Annotated in this window: 19 protein-coding genes, 2 tRNA genes and 3 pseudogenes; 12 read left to right on the top strand and 12 right to left on the bottom strand. The window is 53.9% G+C overall.

Annotation, left to right across the window (positions count from 1 at the left end; translation table 11 throughout):
- Positions 1 to 26: 26 nt before the first annotated feature.
- Complete coding sequence (locus CPH65_RS11190; protein ID WP_096173541.1) at positions 27 to 677, bottom strand: hypothetical protein; 651 nt, start codon at positions 675 to 677, stop codon at positions 27 to 29.
- A gap of 208 nt (positions 678 to 885) precedes the next feature.
- Positions 886 to 1,536, bottom strand: coding sequence for a glutathione S-transferase family protein (locus tag CPH65_RS11185; RefSeq protein ID WP_096173540.1), 651 nt, complete (start codon positions 1,534 to 1,536; stop codon positions 886 to 888).
- A 120-nt stretch (positions 1,537 to 1,656) separates the two neighbouring features.
- Here CPH65_RS11185 and CPH65_RS11180 point away from each other — a divergent pair, with 120 nt between their 5' ends.
- The 7 genes and pseudogenes from CPH65_RS11180 to CPH65_RS11160 all read left to right on the top strand — a co-directional run bounded on the left by CPH65_RS11180 (position 1,657) and on the right by CPH65_RS11160 (position 7,265).
- On the top strand, positions 1,657 to 2,619 hold the full coding sequence (locus CPH65_RS11180; RefSeq protein ID WP_096173539.1) for a YafY family protein: 963 nt from the start codon (positions 1,657 to 1,659) through the stop codon (positions 2,617 to 2,619).
- Positions 2,620 to 2,883: 264 nt separating this feature from the next.
- Positions 2,884 to 3,363 (top strand): annotated as a pseudogene (locus CPH65_RS24570) (MCP four helix bundle domain-containing protein); the annotation flags it as partial.
- A gap of 182 nt (positions 3,364 to 3,545) precedes the next feature.
- Positions 3,546 to 3,596: pseudogene (locus CPH65_RS24565) on the top strand (hypothetical protein); the annotation flags it as partial.
- A gap of 72 nt (positions 3,597 to 3,668) precedes the next feature.
- A complete protein-coding gene (locus tag CPH65_RS24285; protein WP_197704088.1) occupies positions 3,669 to 4,562 on the top strand; it encodes a methyl-accepting chemotaxis protein in 894 nt (297 codons plus the stop codon).
- Between the two features lie 421 nt (positions 4,563 to 4,983).
- Positions 4,984 to 5,151 (top strand): annotated as a pseudogene (locus tag CPH65_RS11170) (transposase); the annotation flags it as partial.
- 287 nt (positions 5,152 to 5,438) lie between these two features.
- A protein-coding gene (locus CPH65_RS11165) for an IS630 family transposase (RefSeq protein ID WP_096171592.1) occupies positions 5,439 to 6,505 on the top strand; the annotation gives its coding sequence in 2 pieces (ribosomal slippage) (positions 5,439 to 5,943 and positions 5,943 to 6,505; 1,068 coding nt in all).
- On the top strand, positions 6,501 to 7,265 hold the full coding sequence (locus CPH65_RS11160) for a methyl-accepting chemotaxis protein (protein WP_096173537.1): 765 nt from the start codon (positions 6,501 to 6,503) through the stop codon (positions 7,263 to 7,265). Before CPH65_RS11165 ends, CPH65_RS11160 begins: the two co-directional genes overlap by 5 nt.
- Positions 7,266 to 7,714: 449 nt before the next feature.
- On the opposite strand, the gene CPH65_RS11155 is transcribed toward CPH65_RS11160, so the two are convergent.
- From CPH65_RS11155 to hisD, 7 genes are all read right to left on the bottom strand, one after another.
- A tRNA-Phe gene (locus CPH65_RS11155) sits at positions 7,715 to 7,790 on the bottom strand.
- A gap of 285 nt (positions 7,791 to 8,075) precedes the next feature.
- A complete protein-coding gene (gene yacG, locus CPH65_RS11150; RefSeq protein ID WP_096173536.1) occupies positions 8,076 to 8,318 on the bottom strand; it encodes a DNA gyrase inhibitor YacG in 243 nt (80 codons plus the stop codon).
- An 84-nt stretch (positions 8,319 to 8,402) separates the two neighbouring features.
- Positions 8,403 to 9,026, bottom strand: coding sequence for a Maf-like protein (locus tag CPH65_RS11145; RefSeq protein WP_172891505.1), 624 nt, complete (start codon positions 9,024 to 9,026; stop codon positions 8,403 to 8,405).
- Between the two features lie 176 nt (positions 9,027 to 9,202).
- Positions 9,203 to 9,421: a translation initiation factor IF-1 gene (gene infA / locus CPH65_RS11140; protein WP_090070279.1), complete on the bottom strand. Its 219-nt coding sequence runs from the start codon at positions 9,419 to 9,421 to the stop codon at positions 9,203 to 9,205.
- A gap of 391 nt (positions 9,422 to 9,812) precedes the next feature.
- Positions 9,813 to 10,274, bottom strand: a complete 462-nt coding sequence (locus CPH65_RS11135) for a low molecular weight phosphatase family protein (protein WP_096173534.1) — start codon at positions 10,272 to 10,274, stop codon at positions 9,813 to 9,815.
- 4 nt (positions 10,275 to 10,278) lie between these two features.
- Positions 10,279 to 10,764, bottom strand: a complete 486-nt coding sequence (locus tag CPH65_RS11130; RefSeq protein ID WP_096176362.1) for a UPF0262 family protein — start codon at positions 10,762 to 10,764, stop codon at positions 10,279 to 10,281.
- A 194-nt stretch (positions 10,765 to 10,958) separates the two neighbouring features.
- Positions 10,959 to 12,254, bottom strand: coding sequence for a histidinol dehydrogenase (hisD, locus tag CPH65_RS11125; RefSeq protein ID WP_096173533.1), 1,296 nt, complete (start codon positions 12,252 to 12,254; stop codon positions 10,959 to 10,961).
- 195 nt (positions 12,255 to 12,449) lie between these two features.
- Here hisD and CPH65_RS11120 point away from each other — a divergent pair, with 195 nt between their 5' ends.
- Entirely contained in the window at positions 12,450 to 12,839 is a 390-nt protein-coding gene (locus CPH65_RS11120; RefSeq protein WP_096173532.1) for an antitoxin Xre-like helix-turn-helix domain-containing protein, read from the top strand.
- Positions 12,836 to 13,570: an RES family NAD+ phosphorylase gene (locus CPH65_RS11115; RefSeq protein ID WP_096173531.1), complete on the top strand. Its 735-nt coding sequence runs from the start codon at positions 12,836 to 12,838 to the stop codon at positions 13,568 to 13,570. Before CPH65_RS11120 ends, CPH65_RS11115 begins: the two co-directional genes overlap by 4 nt.
- On the opposite strand, the gene CPH65_RS11110 is transcribed toward CPH65_RS11115, so the two are convergent.
- The 3 genes from CPH65_RS11110 to CPH65_RS11100 form a co-directional block, all read right to left on the bottom strand.
- Positions 13,555 to 14,049 carry a DUF2948 family protein gene (locus CPH65_RS11110; protein WP_096173530.1) on the bottom strand — a complete coding sequence of 165 codons (495 nt, stop codon included), beginning with the start codon at positions 14,047 to 14,049 and terminating at the stop codon, positions 13,555 to 13,557. The two genes, CPH65_RS11115 and CPH65_RS11110, sit on opposite strands and share 16 nt — an antisense overlap.
- 180 nt (positions 14,050 to 14,229) lie before the next feature.
- Positions 14,230 to 15,519, bottom strand: coding sequence for a UDP-N-acetylglucosamine 1-carboxyvinyltransferase (murA, locus tag CPH65_RS11105; RefSeq protein WP_096173529.1), 1,290 nt, complete (start codon positions 15,517 to 15,519; stop codon positions 14,230 to 14,232).
- Between the two features lie 143 nt (positions 15,520 to 15,662).
- Positions 15,663 to 15,872 carry a hypothetical protein gene (locus CPH65_RS11100; RefSeq protein ID WP_157747633.1) on the bottom strand — a complete coding sequence of 70 codons (210 nt, stop codon included), beginning with the start codon at positions 15,870 to 15,872 and terminating at the stop codon, positions 15,663 to 15,665.
- A 349-nt stretch (positions 15,873 to 16,221) separates the two neighbouring features.
- On the opposite strand from CPH65_RS11100, the gene CPH65_RS11095 reads away from it, so the two are divergent.
- The 3 genes from CPH65_RS11095 (at position 16,222) to CPH65_RS11085 (ending at position 18,557) form a co-directional block, all read left to right on the top strand.
- A tRNA-Thr gene (locus CPH65_RS11095) sits at positions 16,222 to 16,296 on the top strand.
- 493 nt (positions 16,297 to 16,789) lie between these two features.
- Positions 16,790 to 17,293: an HNH endonuclease gene (locus CPH65_RS11090; RefSeq protein WP_197704010.1), complete on the top strand. Its 504-nt coding sequence runs from the start codon at positions 16,790 to 16,792 to the stop codon at positions 17,291 to 17,293.
- Positions 17,294 to 17,816: 523 nt separating this feature from the next.
- Positions 17,817 to 18,557, top strand: coding sequence for a hypothetical protein (locus tag CPH65_RS11085; protein ID WP_157747631.1), 741 nt, complete (start codon positions 17,817 to 17,819; stop codon positions 18,555 to 18,557).
- Positions 18,558 to 18,820: the final 263 nt, after the last annotated feature.

Below are 18,820 nucleotides of genomic sequence, written 5' to 3'. Positions count from 1 at the left end.
AGGACGCAGGATACAGGCTCCAAAGATCAGGCGCGCCAGACCTTGCGATACTTGGAATCGCCCTTGTGTTCGCCCCACTTGTCCCGGTGAATACCCAGACGCCGACGGTTGAAGGCATAGCGTTTCATCTTCACCTGCTTTGTCTCAACGGAGGGCGCGTTGATGGTCAAACGGCCATCAACCCAATCGGCATTGAACTGCTTCTCGGCGCGAATGACGCGGTTTGACTGGCTGGACAAGCCGATAACCGCGATCTTGATGGATTGAAAATCGGTGAGATTGTCCTCACTGCCAGTTTGCAGATGAACACGCTCTGCCAACTGTCGAAGCGAGCCAAGATCAAGGAAGCAGCCGCCCTTGAGCGGTCCGCGGTTGGTTCTCGAAAGGGGCGTTTCATTGATGTCTTCATCCATCTCTTCACGATCCGCGACAATGGCAGAATAGATCTCATCATTGATCTCGATGTCTGCGATGACATCTTCAATATAGATCATGTCCGACCCCATATTGGTGACCAGACACCGAGCGCTATGGCCTTTTGCAGCGGCTACATCAATGTGGAGTTCTGTTCGGGTGTTGCGTATGTAACTGCGCCAGAAAACATGAAGATAGACCGCCCAGATCACCACGCCGAGAAGGTTTAACCCAACATTCAGCGCGCCGGAATAGTCATTCAACCTTGTAAGCCCCTCAAGCACGCTGACACCTCGCTCTCAAATTCATTGCCCAATGATTATCGAACGTCTGGTCTTCCGCATTGTTCCAAGAAGACCATGTGGGCGGATGGGGCGTTCCAAGATCGGTTCATCTCGCGCCGCGTATCAGCGATGGCGCAGAACCAGCCCCAGGCTTGCATCTGGAGCTGGTGAAACGCTGTCTTGCCTTCTACTCACTCGCGTTCAGCACCGCTTGATGGGCCTCTGCCAGACTTTGATCGTCCTTGAAAACATACTGAAAGCATGGCCGGGCGATGATGCGATCGCGATAGTCTGCAAAAACCTGCCTTTCCGGGACAGCGCCAAACATCATCGTCCAATGAAGCGCCGACGCCCATTGAATGTCTGCGATGCTGAAGCGATCACCCAAGAGGTAAGGGCCGTTCGATAGGACCACTTCCAGCATTTCGAGCACTTGATCATAGCTGCCGTAGACCGACATTGCCTCTGGTCCGGAATCTCTTGATTGCGCTTTATCGACAACAGCTGGCTCAAAGCAGGCCGCATAAAAGAGCATCCAGCGCAAATAGGCGCCCCGGTCGGGATCGAGAATGGTCGGTGCGAGACCTGCATCGGTGAACAGATCACCGAGATAAATGGCGATGGCGATCTGTTCCGTGATGATCGTCTCACCATGTTTGATGGCAGGCACTTTGCCCAGCGGGTTGATCTTGAGATAATCCGGCTTTCGGTTCTCCCCCGCCTTCAGGTTCATGACATGCAGATCATAGGGAGCACCGAGTTCATCAAGAATGATCCGTGTGGAGCTCGAGCGTGTCTGCGGACAGTGGTAAAGGGTCAGGTTTCTTTCGTCGGTCATATCGCGGTCTCGTTTTCTCTTTTCTCGAATGGAATTTAGATGCCGAAGAGAAAGTACGCGCCCATACCTGTCAAAAACTGTCAGGTATCTTTAGGATAATTCGAGAAAAGGAGAATTTTCATGCGCGCCAGTCGTCTCTTGAATATCCTGACCACACTGCAAGCCTCGGGGCGTGCAACGGCCACGAAGCTGGCTGAGGAAAATGAGGTCTCGCTTAGAACCATCTACCGCGACATTGATGCGCTCTCTGCTGCCGGCATTCCTGTTTATAGCGAGCGCGGGCCTGAAGGTGGGTACAGATTGCTCGAAGGTTATCGCGTCCGGTTGAATGGCATGTCCTCGGAAGAAGCCGAGGCGCTTGCCTTTTCGGGCATGGCTGGTCCCGCCGCCATCCTCGGGCTTGGGTCCATCTTGGCCGCCGCTCAAAACAAACTCATGGTGGCCTTGCCGGAAAGCCTGCGTGAAGGAGCCGAGCAAATGCGCCAGCGCTTCTATCTGGACGCGTCCGCCTGGTATCAGGAAACCGAAGAGCCTCCCTTTATCCGCGAAATCGCCGACGCGGTCTGGCGCAGCACCGTCATTCGGATGACCTATCGCAGTTGGCACGCCGAAAGAGACCGTACCGTTTGCCCGGTCGGCCTGATCCTGAAAAATGGTGCATGGTATATGGCAGCGATGAGGGAAGGCTCCGTCAAAACCTACCGCGTCAGCCGCGTGTTGAAGATGCAAGCAACATCGGAGGCCTTCACCCGTCCTCGCCATTTCGATCTGGCAGCCTATTGGCAGGAAAATGCAAAACGACTGGAGAGAGACTTGTATCCGCATCGAGCGAAGCTGCGGGTCACTGCGCTCGGCCTGCGTATTCTGCAAGGCATTAGCCCCACCTTTGTACGCGCGCACATGGAGATTTCCGACCCCGATGATGAAGGGAACCGAATCGTTTTGTTACCCAGCGGGACACAAGAACAAGCGATTCATGAGTTTCTGCGCCTTGGCCCCGAAATAGAGGTGTTGGAGCCTGCGGAATTGCGAGAGGCAATGGCTGCTGTCACACGGGATATGGCGGCACTTTATGGGGAATAACCGCCAATTTTATCAGAAAAATCCGCCGCTCGCCTATTTTTAAAGATGCACCGCCTGTGGTTCGTGGAAACCGGCATTCACCCCAGGTATGTCAATCTGACGCATCGCATACTTAGGATTGCATATTGAAGTACAAAACGAATTTTCGATTACCAAAGGGTCCGATTCTTTGGAAAAGACGACTATCAGGATAATCAGTTTTAAACATTGTTAATCATAACAACCGGAGAATTACTAAAGTGTCCTCGTTCTAGGAAAAATACGATGCGGATCTCCATACGCCTACTTTTGGTCTCACTGTCGCTTGCACTGCTCATTTCAATCTTTGCCTTTTCGTGGCTATCATATGATAGCGCGGGCTCTCTGAATGACAACACAGTGGAAATCGCTACCAACTGGTTGCCCAGCACGAGGGCCGTCAATTCCATCAACACAACCACGTCGGATTTCCGCATCGCGGAAGGATCGCATATCCTCTCAACCGATCCGACCGAAATGGCACGGGCAGAGAAAGATATCCGCGCTGCAGACGAGCACATCAAAGCCATTCGAAAAGAATATGGAGGTTTGATCAGTGCGGCTCGCGAACGGACGGCATATGAAAGCTTCTCTACGAAGTGGTCTCTTTACAAAGACCTGCATAAAGAGATGCTCGAACTTTCACGCGCCAACAAAAATGAGGAAGCCTCTGTTCTCTTCAAAACCGAGATGAGAAGTGCCTTTGATGAAGCATCGGCAATCCTTGGAGATCTTTCTGAACTCAATCAGCAAGGGTCTTTGGCGGCATATAATTCCAGTAGCCAGGTCCATGACAATGTCGTCACAGCGATTATTGTCGCCATGACCATCTCAACCCTTATTGGCCTCACCATGATGGCCTATGCGGTTATGGCGTTACCAATCCAATCGCAAAGATTACGACAGCGATGCAACTGGTCTCTAGTGGGAAATTGGATACGGAGATTCCCTTCGCTGGCAAACGAAACGAACTTGGCGACATGGCTGGAGCGCTGGCCACATTCCGTGACAACCTCGCTGAAACCGAGCGGATGCGCGCTGAACAAACTGAAGCAGAGAAGCGGAATGCTGAGAAGATGAAGGCAGAACGGTTTGCCATTGCGGATCAGTTTGATTCCAAGATGGGAGCCCTTGCCAACTCCTTCGTTCAGGCTTCCGGTGAAATTGCCGAATCTGCGCGCAATCTCTCCGCGACCGCGGAAGAGACGTCTCGGCAGGCGCAATCCGTTGCGAGCGCCGCTGAAGAAGCTTCTACAAATGTTCAGACGGTCGCGTCAGGGACCGAAGAGCTCTCCGCTTCTATCAGGGAGATTACTTCTCAAGTCAGCCATTCGGCAAAAATCGCCAGTGATGCTGCCAATGAAGCCGAAGTGAGTAGCAAGAAGGTCAACGATCTGGCAGTCGCAGCAGATCAAATCGGTGAGGTTGTTGAACTGATCACCAATATTGCCGAGCAAACAAACCTGCTTGCTCTTAACGCCACCATCGAAGCCGCACGAGCAGGTGAAGCAGGAAAAGGCTTCGCCGTTGTTGCCGCCGAAGTCAAAGGTCTGGCAACGCAAACAGCGCGCGCGACAGAAGAAATCGGACGCAAGATCTCAGAAATCCAGTCCGCAACCAACGTCACGGTTGAGTCGATTGCCCTTATTGTCAAAACGGTCGATGATATTCGGGAATCGTCTGAGGCCATTTCTGCTGCTGTTGAACAGCAGGATGCTGCAACCAACGAGATCGCAGCAAACACGCAACAGGCCGCATCCGGCACGGGTGAAGTGACAAAGAATATCGAAGGTGTTGGATCGTCTGCAGAGATGACGGGGGCGGCATCAACGCAGATGATGAATCTGTCGAGCCAGCTCAATGCGCAGTCCGACACGCTTCAGCAGGAAGTCTCGGAATTTGTTCAGACACTTCGAACTGCCTAGGGGTTGGGTTCCTTTCAAAACGAAAGGTGAAACGCTAACCATTTTAGGCTTGATGTAAGGAGGGACACGGAGGGCATTTCTTGCTCTGCTCTCCTTGCCCATCAGTGATAAGCAAAGATCAAAAGGGTAGAGGCTCACGCCCCTACCCTTTTTCTGTTTCGGCAGCGCCTCGAAAGCTCATCAAGTCGCCAAACCGCACGAACCCAAGCTCTCTTGCAGAGATGGTTGTGCAAAGAGAAAAGGCGCACTACAGACGCAAGGCATTGAAATGCTTGGTATATGTGGTTCTTTGAGGAGGAATGGTGCCTAGGTTCTGTTGACAAACTGTATTCCCAAATCAGCTGAGATATGATTCAAGATAGCTTTCAAGGAGGCTATGTTGGCGCGATTGACGATGAGCGATGCGGAATGGGCATTTTTCGACCCTTTCGTCTATGCATTACGCAACCAGATCGAGCGTTGCTTCAACAAATTCAAGAATGCCAGACGACTGGCAACCCGATATGACAAAACGGCAAATAGCTATCTGGGCTTCATTCACATCGTATCAGCAAGGCTTTGGATCAGGCAGTTTGTCAACAGATCCTAGATTGCTGCTCAAGTCTCCTGACGAGGATAGAATAGAATATTTCTTGTAATTAATTACAAATAGACCCAAAAATTATCCGCAATTCAAAATGAAATCAAAATAGATTCTGCGTTTATATGGACAATTCCCTCAAGGATTTATATTTTTTTTACCAAGAAGTCCCAATCATGTAGTTAAGCGTCCTCATGAGAAAGAACTCTTGTTATACCAAGGGCGTGAAGTTCTGACTCTTTAGGGATTCCATTTTTAGCACTGGCGTGATTCAACATGGCAAAGGAGATTTTGCCATGTCTGCCGCTTTGATTCTTAGCGATGCTTTTGACGCCGATAGTTTGCGCCGTCTTGCCAAAGGATGCCGCAATGCCAAACAGAGCCGCCGCCTACTGGCCATTGCGGCTGTCTATGACGGCATGAACCGTGCTGATGCCGCCAAAGTCGGCGGTATGGACCGCCAGACTTTGCGAGATTGGGTTCTTCGCTTCAATGAGCAAGGCACCGATGGTCTTGTCGACATCAAAGCAACCGGCGCTCCCATGCGCTTGAGCCCAGAACAGCTCGAAGAGTTTGTTGCTATCGTTGAAACCGGTCCTGATCCTGAGAAGGACGGCGTCTCTGTCTGGCGTAGCCAGGATCTGGTGCGTGTGATCCAAGAGCGGTTTGGGGTCTCCTACAAGGAACGTGGAGTACGGGATCTTTTGCGCCGCATGGGGTATGTGCGCATATCTGGTCGACCTCAACATCCAGAACAAAAGCCTGAAGTCATTGATGCTTTCAAAAAAACTTCTCCGCAACGTTGGCAGCGCATGTAGGCCATTTGCCAAAGAACAAGCCCATCGAGATTTGGTGGCAAGATGAGGCTAGGCTTGGTCAGAAGAATGGACTGGCCCGACTATGGGCAAAAAAGGGAACCAGACCACGTCTGCCAGCCGATCAGCGATATAAAAATGCCTATCTGTTCGGTGCAATATGTCCAGCGCGTGGCGTTGGCGCGGGATTGATGATGCCTTTTGCAAATACACAGGCCATGCAAATGCACCTCGAAGAAGTCTCAAGGACAGTGGCGCGCGGCGCTCATGCCGTGGTGCTGATGGATCGTGCCGGATGGCATACGACAAGCAGACTCAACGTGCCCAAGAATATCACCATCCTCCTGTTGCCTTCCAAATCACCGGAACTGAACCCAGTTGAGAATATTTGGCAGTATCTGCGCGGTACCTTCCTGTCCAATCGGGTCTTCGAAGACTATGCCGCCATTCTTGATGCTGGTTGCCAAGCATGGAAGAGCCTCTCCGCCAACCCAACCATCATCCATTCAATAGGTATGAGAAAATGGGCTCAAGAAGGTCAGAATTAAATGCCGTTGGTATCACAGCCTCAAGGACATCGCCGGAAGTACACAAGAGCAATCAACATCTGCCTCAGCAGCGTCAGAACAAGCGACCGCAAACGTCCAGACCGTTGCATCCGCGGCAGAAGAGCTGAGCGCCTCCATTGGCGAGATCAATCGCCAAGTCAGCCAAAGCAGTACAATTGTTGGGAAGGCCAGCGATAGCGCCCGCCTTTCCAACGACAAGGTCAACAGTCTGGATGAAGCTGCGCAAAAAATTGGAGAAGTTGTTATCCTTATCCAGGCAATTGCTGAGCAGACCAACCTTCTGGCTCTGAACGCAACAATTGAGGCCGCCCGCGCAGGAGAAGCAGGCAAAGGCTTTGCGGTTGTTGCCGCCGAGGTGAAGGAACTGGCGACACAAACGTCCAAGGCCACAGAAGAAATTTCTTCGCAGATCTCAGCAATCCAGAATTCGACACGCGAAACCGTCGCAGTGATCGAGGACATCACCAACATCATGGAAGAGGTCCACGGCTACACCACCGCGATCGCAAGTGCAGTCGATGAACAAGGTGCGGCGACCAGAGAGATTTCCTCCAACGTTCAGGAAGCCGCTCAGGGAACGCGCTTGGCAACTGAAAACATGCACGGCGTTGCCAATGGAGCAACGCAGACGGCCCAGACTGCGGACGGGGTGCTTGACAGCGCTGATCATGCGTCACAAAGCGCCAGTGAATTGCGCAAGCAAATAGAGACTTTCCTGAAGAATGTCGCGGCCGCCTAACATCGGACCTGCAGATATCGCGAAACAAGAAAGCCGGCGCTTGAAGTCGGCTTTTTTAATAAAGGCGCTCCATCTTGCCCCTTCCTAAGTTCAAACCATTTACGCATAGCGGCGTCGTTCCGGCCCAACCTTCGAAGCTCTCAAAATAGTTGCGTTGAAGCGAATGTCCCCTTTGTCCGCTGTGCTGCTGGTCGTTGACTCAGTTATGAACAGCTGCTTTTTCATTCTCACAATGCGTCTTTATAGGGAACAAAATAGTCCAGAAAAAGCACACGTCAAGCAGATACAAAAAGGCCCGCTAAAAGTGGGCTATCAATCAAATCAAGTGAGTTGTCCAGAAGATTTCGCCCACCTGTCCAGAAAATCGCGCCGCGCCACAGCAGAATGAAAAGGCGTGTCGCACGCAGTTGCTAAAAGCTGGAGCGAAAACAATGGCTTAAACAAGAAAATGGTGCCCGGAGGCGGATTCGAACCACCGACACGCGGATTTTCAATCCGCTGCTCTACCAACTGAGCTATCCGGGCACATTGCGATGCGGTTGTCGCGTAAAGAGGCATCTTGAAGATGCTTCAGGACAAGAGCACTGGCGTGGGCCATCGGGGTGACCCCCCGTGCAAATTGTTTGGGCGTTATAAAAGGTTCAAATTCCCCTGTCCAGTGCACAGTCGGCTTTTTCTACAGGGTGTGCTCGGTTTTTCCCCGGTCATGATGCGGTTGCCGACAAATGTCGCCCCTGCCGGCTGAAATCTCGCTTTTCACGATCTTATCCCGTTGTTTTTTCGCCCGTTTCGCTCAAGCGCCTGAGCGCTTTATTGCTCGGGGTCGTAGTCGGCCTCTTCCGGGTCGTCTTCTTCCACGGCAGGGATGGCGTAGGCACCCTTGAGCCAGCGGCCGAGATCAACATCTCTGCAGCGCTGGGAACAGAAGGGATAGTCCTCCTTGGTAGACGGTTTGGAACAGATCGGACAGGGGCGCGCCCGGCGCAATCCCTTGACCTTGCCTGCAGCGGCCGGCTCGGACGCTGCTTGCTGGCTACTGGCTTTCTTGTTCATTGCCAATCCATATACTCTCGAGAATGGTTTGCTGATGCTTGCCTCATGCATCGAGGCTCCATGGCTGCGGCCTTGTCATGCGGTCTAGCGCACGCCGCCCAGCCATTTGAGGCGCAAGGGATAGCCCTCACCGGTCAAGAGGTTGGCCGTTTCATGCAGCGGAAGGCCGACGACGGAGCTGTAAGAGCCAACGAGGTTGACCACAAAGGCCCCAGCGATGCCCTGAATGGCATATCCACCCGCCTTGCCGCGCCACTCACCGGAGGCCAGATAGGGATCGATGTCATCCCCCAGCCGCTTGAAGCGGACGCGGGTCTCGACGACCTTGGTTCGGGTCTTGCCCTTCGGTGTGACGAGACAGATCCCGGTGAAGACCTTGTGGGTGCGACCGGAGAGCAGCGTCAGACACTGGCTGGCCTCTTCGGCCAGTTCGGTCTTGGGCAGAATCCGGCGTCCCACGGCAACCACGGTATCGGCCGCCAGGATGTAGCAGTTCGAGAACTGCTCATCGTCCTTGCAGTCGCGTCGGACGGCTTGTGCCTTTTCCTCGGCGAGGCGCCGCGCCAGCGCGCGCGGCTGTTCGTTTTTCAGCGGCGTTTCATCCAAATCTGCAGGCTTCAGCGCGAAAGGTTCGATGCCAATCTGCTGGAGCAATTGCAGGCGTCTGGGTGATGCGGAAGCCAGAATGAGACGATAGGGATCTGACATGATGCAAGGCTTTGTGGTGAAGATGCTAGAAATCCGGCTGCATTGTCACATCCACTTGCGACATGATTCAAGTCAGCCATGCGTGTGCAGAGCGGGATTTCCCCGTTTGCGTCCTTGGCAGATCCACCCTGCCGATCGTCAAGCCCCGAAGCATCGGTCCTTGCCGGGGCTCCGACTCATTTGAAGCGGTAGGTGATCCGGCCCTTGGTCAGGTCATAAGGTGTCATTTCGACCTGCACCTTGTCGCCAGCCAGAACGCGGATCCGGTTCTTGCGCATGCGGCCCGCAGTGTGAGCCACAATTTCATGATCATTTTCGAGCTTCACACGGAAGGTCGCATTGGGCAGCAGTTCGGTAACAACACCCGGGAATTCCAAGACTTCTTCTTTCGCCATAAGCGTTTTTCATATCCTCTTTGTCGGCATTCGATTCAAACGGGATCGGGTGGAACAACCGGCGGCTTTGTCATGCCTGCCTTTGAAGGGTTGTCCCACTGGTCTTTGCTTGTGATCAGGTCACCTGATCATAGCACGAATCCCCTTGCTGAAACGCAAGTTTCTGATCCGAATGACATCATTCGATTTCAAGATCGCGGGCAATCTAGTCCAAAGCGTCTTTAAGTGCAATCGCCTACAGTTGCCACCATGACTTATGAGGCAAGAAATGGCGCAAAAGCCTGTTTTGCCGGAACTTGGCAAGGACGCAGCAAGGCAGCTATTGGGGGAAACGCGCCCCTTGGACAGCATTACACCGCTCTATATAGCCATTTGACGGGAAAAGTCCAGCCTAGCCGCCTGCGTTGGAGACCCATTCGAATCTGTCCTTGAGCTTGGCAATCAGGCCATCCCGCACACCGCGATAGGAATCCATGATCTGCTCGCGCGAGCCATTGGCAAGGGCGGGGTCCAGCGTCGGCCAATATTCGGTCTCGACTGCGTCGCTGCGGCTCCATTCAAGGGCCCGGTGATGGGCTTCGGGCGCAAGCGAGATGATCAGGTCAAAGTAGCTGTCTTCGAGATCATCAAAGGTACTCGGTTCGTGCTCGGAAATATCCAGTCCGATCTCTTCCATCACGGCAGCGGCAAAGGGATCGGGTTTACCACAGCGCACACCGACGGATTTGACGTAGAAGCTGCCCGGAAAGAGATGACGGGAAAGGGCGGCCGCCATCGGCGAGCGGATGGCATTCATGCCGCAGGCAAACAGGACTGAGGAAGGACGAAAGACGCCACCAAGAGCTGTTCTCATTCAGCTACCCCCGCCAATGCAGTGCGCAGATCAGGGTGAACAGTCGGCGCGCCGTGGGAAAATCGGTCATGATTTTGCCTTCCAGGCGGGATTGCAGGATTTGGGATCCTTCGTTGTGCAGACCGCGACGCCCCATGTCGATGGCTTCAATCCGGCTTGGCGTGGCGGTCTTGATGGCTTCGTAGTAGCTGTCGCAGATCAGGAAATAATCCTTGATGATGCGGCGAAACGGGGTGAGCGATAGAATATGCGTGGCGATCTGATCGCCTGACTCGAGCTTGATGTCCATCACCAGCTTGCGCTCGACCATCGACAGGAAAAGCTGATACGGCCCACCTTCGTCATGCCCGACAGGGTGAAAGCTGTTCTCTTCCACGAGGTCGTGAATCGCGACTGTGCGCTCATGCTCGATATCGGCGGTTGCGGGTTGAATGCTTTGGGAATCGAGATGGACGGAGCAAAGACGAAAACTGTCTAACTGTTTGTCCAAGGTCTCGCCCGACTCTGTCGTCACGTCATATATCCCGTTCGTTCAGCCATAGTCCTTACACAACCTGCCGAGGTTGTCTTGCTTGATGTTTGCCTGCTTTCGGGCAAACTGTCAAACGTTCACATGGTTTAGCACCCAAGACTTGCAAGCTCTTTGCCAGACGGAGCCGCCAACCCGAAGCGCAAAGAGCGGCTTCAGGCCATGTTGAGGCGCTTGGCCACCGACAGGGCGTGGGCTTCAAGGCCTTCCTGACGCGCAAGTGTTATGGCAGCCGGGCCGATTTCGCGCAGGTTCATGGCGTTGCATTCAAGCACCGACGTACGCTTGACAAAATCAAGCGTCGACAGCCCGGAGGAGAAGCGCGCTGAGCGGGCGGTCGGCAACACATGGTTTGAGCCGCCAACATAGTCTCCGACAGCCTCGGGGGTGAAATGGCCGACAAAGATGGCCCCTGCGTTGTGGACCTTGTCCACCATATCAGCGGCACCATCCATGGCAAACTCGAGATGCTCCGGTGCGATGCGATTGGCAAGCGCCATGCCGGTCTCCCAGTCCTTGACGGTGATCACGGCACCATAGTCACGCCAGCTTGTGCCCGCGATCTCGGCCTTGGGCAGAGTGGTCAGGAGCCTTTCGACGGCTTTCTCGACCGCTTCGGCCATCTCGGGGTCATCGGTGATCAGCATCGCCTGCGCGGCGGTATCATGTTCGGCCTGCGCCATCAGGTCCACCGCCAGCCAATCGGGGTCATTGTTCTTGTCAGCTAGGATCAGCACTTCGGATGGCCCGGCGATCATGTCGATACCAACCAGACCGAAGACACGGCGCTTGGCCGCTGCGACAAAGGCATTGCCGGGGCCGACGATCTTGTAGACAGGGGCGATGGAGTCCGTGCCGTGCGCCAGAGCGGCAACCGCCTGAGCGCCACCAATGCGGTAGATCTCATCAACACCAGCCAGCTTTGCTGCGGCCAACACGAGCGGATTGAGAATATCATCAGGGGTGGGCACCACCATGACGAGGCGTTTGACGCCGGCAACCTTTGCAGGAATGGCGTTCATCAAAACAGAAGACGGATAGGCAGCCAGCCCGCCGGGCACATAGAGGCCAACCGCCTCGATCGCAGTCCAGCGTGAGCCCAGTTTCACACCAAGCGCATCTTCATAGCTTTCATTGTTCGGCATCTGGCGGGCATGATGCGACCGGATGCGCTCGGCGGCGAGTTCCAGCGCCTTCATGACATCTGGATCGACCTGTGCGACGGCGGCTTCGATTTCGGCCTTGGTGATGGCCAACCCCTTGGCGCGAGCGTCAAACCGATCGAATTTGGCGGTGTAGTCGAACAGGGCTTGATCGCCGAGCGTTTTCACCTGATCGATGATCTCGCGCACAATGGCATCGACATCGTCCGAGACTTCCCGCTTCATGGACAGCAGGTCACGAAAGGCGGCTTCGAAGTTGGCGTCGGATGCGTTGAGGCGAATGGCCATTGGATCTCTCCCAAATTGCTGGAGGTGCGGGCGTTTTTCGCCGTCTTTATGAGAGCATCCCGCAAAAGAAGCAAGAGGCGTTTCCACCTCCGCCAGCAAACGGGCGATCGCTGAAGCGAGTGCGGAGTCGGCAATAAGATCATTTGATCTTGAATATAAGTCCATATGGCCTTATATTCCACCAAGAGGTGAACCATGGAACCCGCACTCAAAACCCATTCCCCAGCAGACAGACAGGCTGTTGCGCTCAAAGCTTTTGGCCGGATTGCCCTGAGCTGGAAGCTGACCTTGCAGGAAGCTGCACATCTTGCGGACATGTCCGAGTCATCATGGAAGCGAGCCAAGAGGCAGGATTTCGCAGGCACCCTGACGCGCGATCAGATGCTGCGCCTCAGTGCGCTTGTCGGCGTCTATAAATCGCTCGAGCTTTACTTCAGCCCTCCCCTTTCCTCCCAGTGGGTCAAGCTCGCCAACAACGGGTCTGAATTTGATGGCCAACGACCGCTGGACGCAATGATTGCCGGCGGCTTGCCGAAAATCCTGCGCGTTCGCACCTACCTCGATGCGCTCAGAGGTGGAATGTGAAGCTCACCAGCATCAATGGTCGGGGCTGGGTGCGGCTCATTCCGGCCACCTACCACAAGCCGCCCGTTCTGCGTGGTCTTGTCGACACCGACGAGGAAGCGGCCATTCTGGCCGAACTTGAAGGGGAAACCAGCGCGCGCCTTTTGGCCGAACAAGTCGGCAGCCCGTCGCTCGATCGACGCGAGCTGGCGTTTGCCCGCCGGTCCAATGACCTCAAGGTCTATGGCCAAAGCCACATCAACGCTGCCTTTGCCTATACGAGGCCATCAGGCAATCGCTTCAACGATGGCGCCCGAGGCGCATGGTATTGTGCCTATGAGACGCTGACTGCAGCCGAGGAAGTGGGCTATCACCGCACAAGAGAGTTACAGAATATCGGAATTTTTGAAGATGAGGCGCTCTATGTCGAGCTGTTGGCCGACTTTATTGGCAGCTTTCCTGATCTTGAGGGCGAGTATGGTTACCCTGCCCTCAACGAGGATACCGCGCTAGGCTATCCAGAGGGACAGAAGCTTGCCCTGTCTCTGCGCCAGAAGGGCCATTCGGGCCTGCTCTATCCATCGGTGCGTCACCACGGCGGACGCTGCCTTGTGGCATTTGATCCGGGCATTGTTCAAAATGTGCGCCCAGGCGCGACCTGGAAACTCAGCTGGAACGGGTCCGAGAGCTTCTCAATCTGCGCCGTTCAGACACCAGACACCCAGGAAGGCAACCATCAGGAGCGGGACTGAGCGGCCTGTGCCTCAAAGCTTTCTGCGGCTTCATGCTCAGGCAGATTTTCGGTTTCCCATGCCGCACCGGTATCAGTGAGCTGGGCTTCGATGCACTCGACCTCGAGGCGCATTTCCGCATCCCCGGCAAAAATCAGGCTGATCACTCCGTCCGGACCCTCGCCGTTCTGCTCGAACGTGATGGCGAGAAGGTTGAGGATAGCGCTCTTGGCATCCATGCGGATGTTCCGCGCCTTGACCGATGAAACCCGGGCGAAGTGCAAAATGGTCTGGTGACGTTCGTAACTGCTCTTGGGACCAAAGATGCGACGTTTCTGGCTGATCGCCTCTTCCCACGCGAACCGATGCATGGTGATAAGCACGCGCCCTTCGGTCGGCAGCCAATGAATGTCACCAACCTTGACAACAGCATCCTGAGACTGGCTCGAGACGACTGCAAGATCCTCAGCATCCAGAGCAGCAAGCTTCAGCATAGACATGTCATTCTCCTTGGTGGATCGGGCCTCGCCACGTTGGCAACTCACAAGAGTTGGCCAACCCGGTTTGTTCTCATTGAAAGAGATAAGGACAGCCAAAGGGCAATACAAGGCAACACCCCGCCAATTCCTCGCACCAGAGCCGTCAATCACCGATGTCAGGCAACCGGGTCGCCATCAGCGTCAGGCGGAAATGCGCTCCACGGTGGCTCCACATGCAGCAAGCTTGTCCTCAAGGCGCTCGAAACCGCGGTCAAGGTGATAGACCCGGTTGACCTTGGTTTCTCCTTCGGCCACCAGACCGGCAATGACGAGCGACACAGATGCGCGAAGATCTGTCGCCATGACTTGAGCCCCCGTGAGCTTTTCAACGCCGGTGACATGCGCCTTCTGGCCATCAAGCGAGATCTTGGCACCAAGACGGGCCAGCTCCTGTACGTGCATGAACCGGTTCTCGAAGATGGTCTCGGTGATGGTGGAGGTGCCCTCCGCCATGGTCATCAGCGCCATGAACTGGGCCTGCAGATCGGTCGGAAAGCCGGGGAACGGATCGGTCGACACGCTGACCGCCTTGAGCGGTGCTCCATTGCGAGAGACGCGAATGCCATCGTTTGTCGTCTCGATGCTGGTGCCTGTCTGCTCCAGCGTATCCAGAGCGGCCTGCAGAAGGTCAGCGCGCGCGCCCTTGAGCAGCACGTCGCCACCGGTCATGGCAACGGCCATGGCATAGGTGCCGGTCTCGATGCGATCTGGCAGCACGGAATGCCGGGCGCCATGCAGTTTTTCGACACCCTCGATGGTGATGGTGTCGGTGCCTGCGCCGGAGATCATGGCGCCCATGGAGATGAGGCAGTCTGCGAGGTCAACCACTTCGGGCTCGCGGGCCGCATTTTTCAGAACCATCGTGCCTCTGGCAAGGGTCGCGGCCATCATTAGAACGTGAGTTGCGCCGACAGAAACACCAGGGAAGGTGAATTCGCCCCCCTTGAGACCATCGGGAGCCTTGGCGACGGCATAGCCATTTTCGATCTCGATTTCCGCACCCATGGCGGACAGACCGTCAATGAAGAAATCAACCGGGCGCGTGCCAATGGCGCAGCCGCCGGGCAGCGAAACCTCGCATTGTCCCATCCGGGCCAAGAGAGGCCCGATAACCCAAAAGCTTGCCCGCATCTTCGAGACGAGATCGTAGGGTGCGCGGGTGTCGATGATTTCCTTGGCCTGAAGATGAACGACCTGACCGGCCATCGAGTCCTGACCGGGGCGCTTGCCCTCGATCATGTAGCTGACGCCATGATTGGATAGGATTTGCTGAAGCAATTGGACATCTCGCAGGCGTGGCAGATTCTCAAGGATCAGCGCTTCATCGGTGAGAAGAGACGCGATCATCAACGGCAGGGCGGCGTTCTTGGCCCCGGAAATGGGAATCACGCCGTTCAGCCGTGCACCACCAACTATGCGAATTGCGTCCATATCAAACTCTTTCCTCGTCAGGGCGCCTTTATCGCGGCCCTTCGCTCAATGTTCTCATTCTGCTTCTGATCCGGCCCGCAACAACCAGCTCTCTTGCAATCGGCAATCCTAGACTGCAGGAGACGATCGTCAGGTGATCAGAGTCAGGATTGTTGTTGTTCCTGCGGTTGGTCGCTTGCGCCCTTGGCATCTGCGACAGCCGCGTCATCACCCTCTGCGCCTTGCGCCTTGCGCCCGCGCACCTGTGCCTTGCGCCGCCTGAGATTGTTTCTCAGGGCATCAGAAAGCCGGGCCTTGCGTGCATCCGCATCACTGGCCTTGTTTTTGCTGTTCTGTCGATCTACTTCGGACATCGGGCACTCTTGCCGCTTGTGCCAGCCGGTCAACCGCCTCAGACAGGCTTTCTCGGCAAGCATTTGCTAGGGTTAAAACTTTGATTGCTTCTATACCATCTGCCCCGTACAGGAAAGGCCAGATTGCGGCCTTTTGATGTTTGGACCGCTCATTTCTGCGGCCATGGTTTACGTGAGATGCCAATCAACCGATGTTGCCTGACTGAGCCCCTGCCCCGTGCGATGTTCACAGCTGTCATCAAATTCACAAATTTCCCGACATTTTTCAAAAACGCGCTTGCATAATCAGAGCCCGTGTGCAAAAAACCGCCCGCACCGGGTGACAATCACCCGCAGCAAATAATGGAACGCTGCCGTAGCTCAGTGGTAGAGCACTCCCTTGGTAAGGGAGAGGTCGAGAGTTCAATTCTCTCTGGCAGCACCATTCTTCTCTTCCCAAATTTGTCCTAAAAGGCTGGAAAACCTGCGCTTCTGTCAGGGTGTCGCTTAAAGTCTCAAGTTGGCCGTCTGTTTGCATTTTTCAGAACGATGAAAGAACAAACTGTACGTGTGTCGTAAGTCACGGCACAAATACGGCACAGTCTGAACACGGTCTGTTCCGAGCGTCGTAAACTTATACAAGCATTTTGCGGATATCACGCATCACATTGTCATGTCTTCTCTGGTCAGTTCGGCGCCCTCCGAGCCGCTCACGGTCAACCTGCTGAGGCGTTCCTTAAATCCTTCAAGATATCTCTCCCTGCTCTGCACGGCCACGACGATGTACAATAAGTCGTCTATTCCTCTCGGCGGTGAAGGCAAAACCATCGCTGCCGACGAAACCTATATAGGCTAGCGTAAAACACCCTGCATTTCCGAAGCGCCAAAATATGGAATCAGCTATCATTCTCCGATGCGATAAATTCAGGAGGCAGAAATTGAGCAGTTCTAGGTCCGCAATACGCGCTGATATACGTCGGCGCGTCCTTGTGGAAGCAGGGCATAGGTGTGCCATCCCTACCTGTCGCCACATCGATGTCGATGTTCACCATATCGTTTTTGTGGAGCAAGGAGGAAAAGACGCTTATGAAAACCTCATTGCTCTCTGCCCCAATTGTCACCGGATGACGCATCAAGGAAAAATCGATAGAAAAGCCCTGCGCATATACAAATCCAACTTGCGATTCCTGCATGACAAATACTCTCAGGCTGAAATGGATATCTTATTTGAATTAAGTGCTGCTGAAGCAGGAGCAGCTATGCCATGGATGCTGTACCTAACCATTCTTATTAAAAGATCCATTGAATCTGGCTTTTTAGAGATCGTGCAGCGACAAGGGATGAGCATTAGCACGGGTGGCGTAGATACTACGCCGATCTTTGTGCAAATTACTCAGGCGGGGCGTCAGTTTGTAGCCGATCTAGGAGATCACGAGCTATAGTTTGTCCGTCATCCTTACCTGTTGACCTAGACGGCGTCTTCAGCATCCGACGCGTCTGACCATCTGAGCTTGAGCATCATCACCCTCGCAAGAAAAAGAAACGCCCACGCCGGGAGGAGCAGGTGCGGGCGTCTAGGCTGTGGGCCAGAACACACCGACGGTCAGGGCTTCAGAGTTCCAGTGGGCAGTCCGTTGATCTGGCCGTCTGCAACCGCACTCAGTTGGTCAGACATCGCATCGATGTGCCAGCGATGAACGTAGGCCCGCCCGGGCACATGCAAAGGCCGGCGATGGCGTCACCGGCGCGATCCGCAATGCCCTCACCGCTTTGGGTGAAGACATGACCCCTTATCCCCCAGCCAACCCTCACGCTGTAAGTGAGATAAGACTGCCGGTGATAATCATTAATAAGAATTGGTTGTTACGCCTTAACTTTCACACTTAAGTTGTGTAGCTTATTGGAATACACACAACAAACAAACCAATCCCTTCTTTGATATTCCTAACAGAATGCATGTGGCAGATGACAAACACCAACGGAATAAGCTTTGAAGATCAAGAGCGTAGGTCCGCTTCAATTCTGAACTATGCTAAAATTATTGCACTTCTTGCTGCAGGATTCTGGACTTGGTTTCAATGGGACAAGACAATCTTCCCGCAAGCCAAAGACGAAGAATATGCCCGAAAGGCAGCTTTTCGGACAGGTCTTGATGTTGATGAAATATCTTTCGACGCAAAATTCGTGCGTTCTTCAGAGACCAAAGAAGGCGCCCCCAAATTACTATTAATTAGTGGCAACCTGAAATTGAAAAACAACACAGGTTATCCAATTGCCTATTTCCCTCTTCAAGCTGAGCTATCTCTTTTTGAATACAAATCTTTAGATGCAGAGCATCCAGACGAGTTTAAGGAAGTGGGTCGAGTAGAGACGTCCAAGCTCACTATCGAGATTTTGACGGGACAGTTTCCAGAAAAAAGAAGCGCTCATATTGTTGTCGAGGCAGATAAAACTCTGCAATCAGGGATCTCAACAATGGTGCAGGTTCCGATAAATGCTGATCTCGAAACTTCAATGTTGATCTTAAAGTTCCCGTTCAAGACTCAACCAATTGATCCGATTACGAACAAACCTCGGATTCCTCAAGAAAAAAGTAGAATTGCCCAAATACACAAGACGCTGGACAATAAATCAGCCTCTTCTGATTTGAATATTTTTTGGTCAAAAATGCCAGAAGACCCACGCTCCAATCTATTTAGCATGTGATTGGACCAAGATCTGAGATCTTCTCAATCTTCTAATCAACATTGTTCCTATAATTTTGACTTTTCAGCCGCAGGAAAGAACAGACCGCGTCACCTATCTGTTGCTGGGCAGGGCGACATTGCATCAGACCACGGTCTGCTCATTGCTGCGGGCAAGAAAAAACCCGGGCGACCGTTACCGGCCTCCGGGCTCATTTCCTGATTATGTCTGAAGCATAGTCTCCTCTGATTGGCAGGCTCTCTCACACCTTGTGTTTCTTTCAC

The organism is Cohaesibacter sp. ES.047 (genome assembly GCF_900215505.1).
In the GTDB taxonomy this organism is placed as follows: domain Bacteria; phylum Pseudomonadota; class Alphaproteobacteria; order Rhizobiales; family Cohaesibacteraceae; genus Cohaesibacter.
This window is presented reverse-complemented; position numbering and strand designations above follow the sequence as displayed.

Bases quoted from the DNA above. Each gene is read 5' to 3' on its own strand.
- murA (WP_096173529.1), bottom strand. From the start codon at position 15,519: ATGGACGCAATTCGCATAGTTGGTGGTGCACGGCTGAACGGCGTGATT.
- yacG (WP_096173536.1), bottom strand. From the start codon at position 8,318: ATGAACAAGAAAGCCAGTAGCCAGCAAGCAGCGTCCGAGCCGGCCGCT.
- CPH65_RS11100 (WP_157747633.1), bottom strand. From the start codon at position 15,872: ATGTCCGAAGTAGATCGACAGAACAGCAAAAACAAGGCCAGTGATGCG.
- hisD (WP_096173533.1), bottom strand. From the start codon at position 12,254: ATGGCCATTCGCCTCAACGCATCCGACGCCAACTTCGAAGCCGCCTTT.
- CPH65_RS11120 (WP_096173532.1), top strand. From the start codon at position 12,450: ATGGAACCCGCACTCAAAACCCATTCCCCAGCAGACAGACAGGCTGTT.
- CPH65_RS24285 (WP_197704088.1), top strand. From the start codon at position 3,669: ATGCGCGCTGAACAAACTGAAGCAGAGAAGCGGAATGCTGAGAAGATG.
- CPH65_RS11180 (WP_096173539.1), top strand. From the start codon at position 1,657: ATGCGCGCCAGTCGTCTCTTGAATATCCTGACCACACTGCAAGCCTCG.
- CPH65_RS11145 (WP_172891505.1), bottom strand. From the start codon at position 9,026: ATGTCAGATCCCTATCGTCTCATTCTGGCTTCCGCATCACCCAGACGC.
- CPH65_RS11110 (WP_096173530.1), bottom strand. From the start codon at position 14,049: ATGTCTATGCTGAAGCTTGCTGCTCTGGATGCTGAGGATCTTGCAGTC.
- infA (WP_090070279.1), bottom strand. From the start codon at position 9,421: ATGGCGAAAGAAGAAGTCTTGGAATTCCCGGGTGTTGTTACCGAACTG.
- CPH65_RS11085 (WP_157747631.1), top strand. From the start codon at position 17,817: ATGACAAACACCAACGGAATAAGCTTTGAAGATCAAGAGCGTAGGTCC.
- CPH65_RS11135 (WP_096173534.1), bottom strand. From the start codon at position 10,274: ATGAGAACAGCTCTTGGTGGCGTCTTTCGTCCTTCCTCAGTCCTGTTT.
- CPH65_RS11185 (WP_096173540.1), bottom strand. From the start codon at position 1,536: ATGACCGACGAAAGAAACCTGACCCTTTACCACTGTCCGCAGACACGC.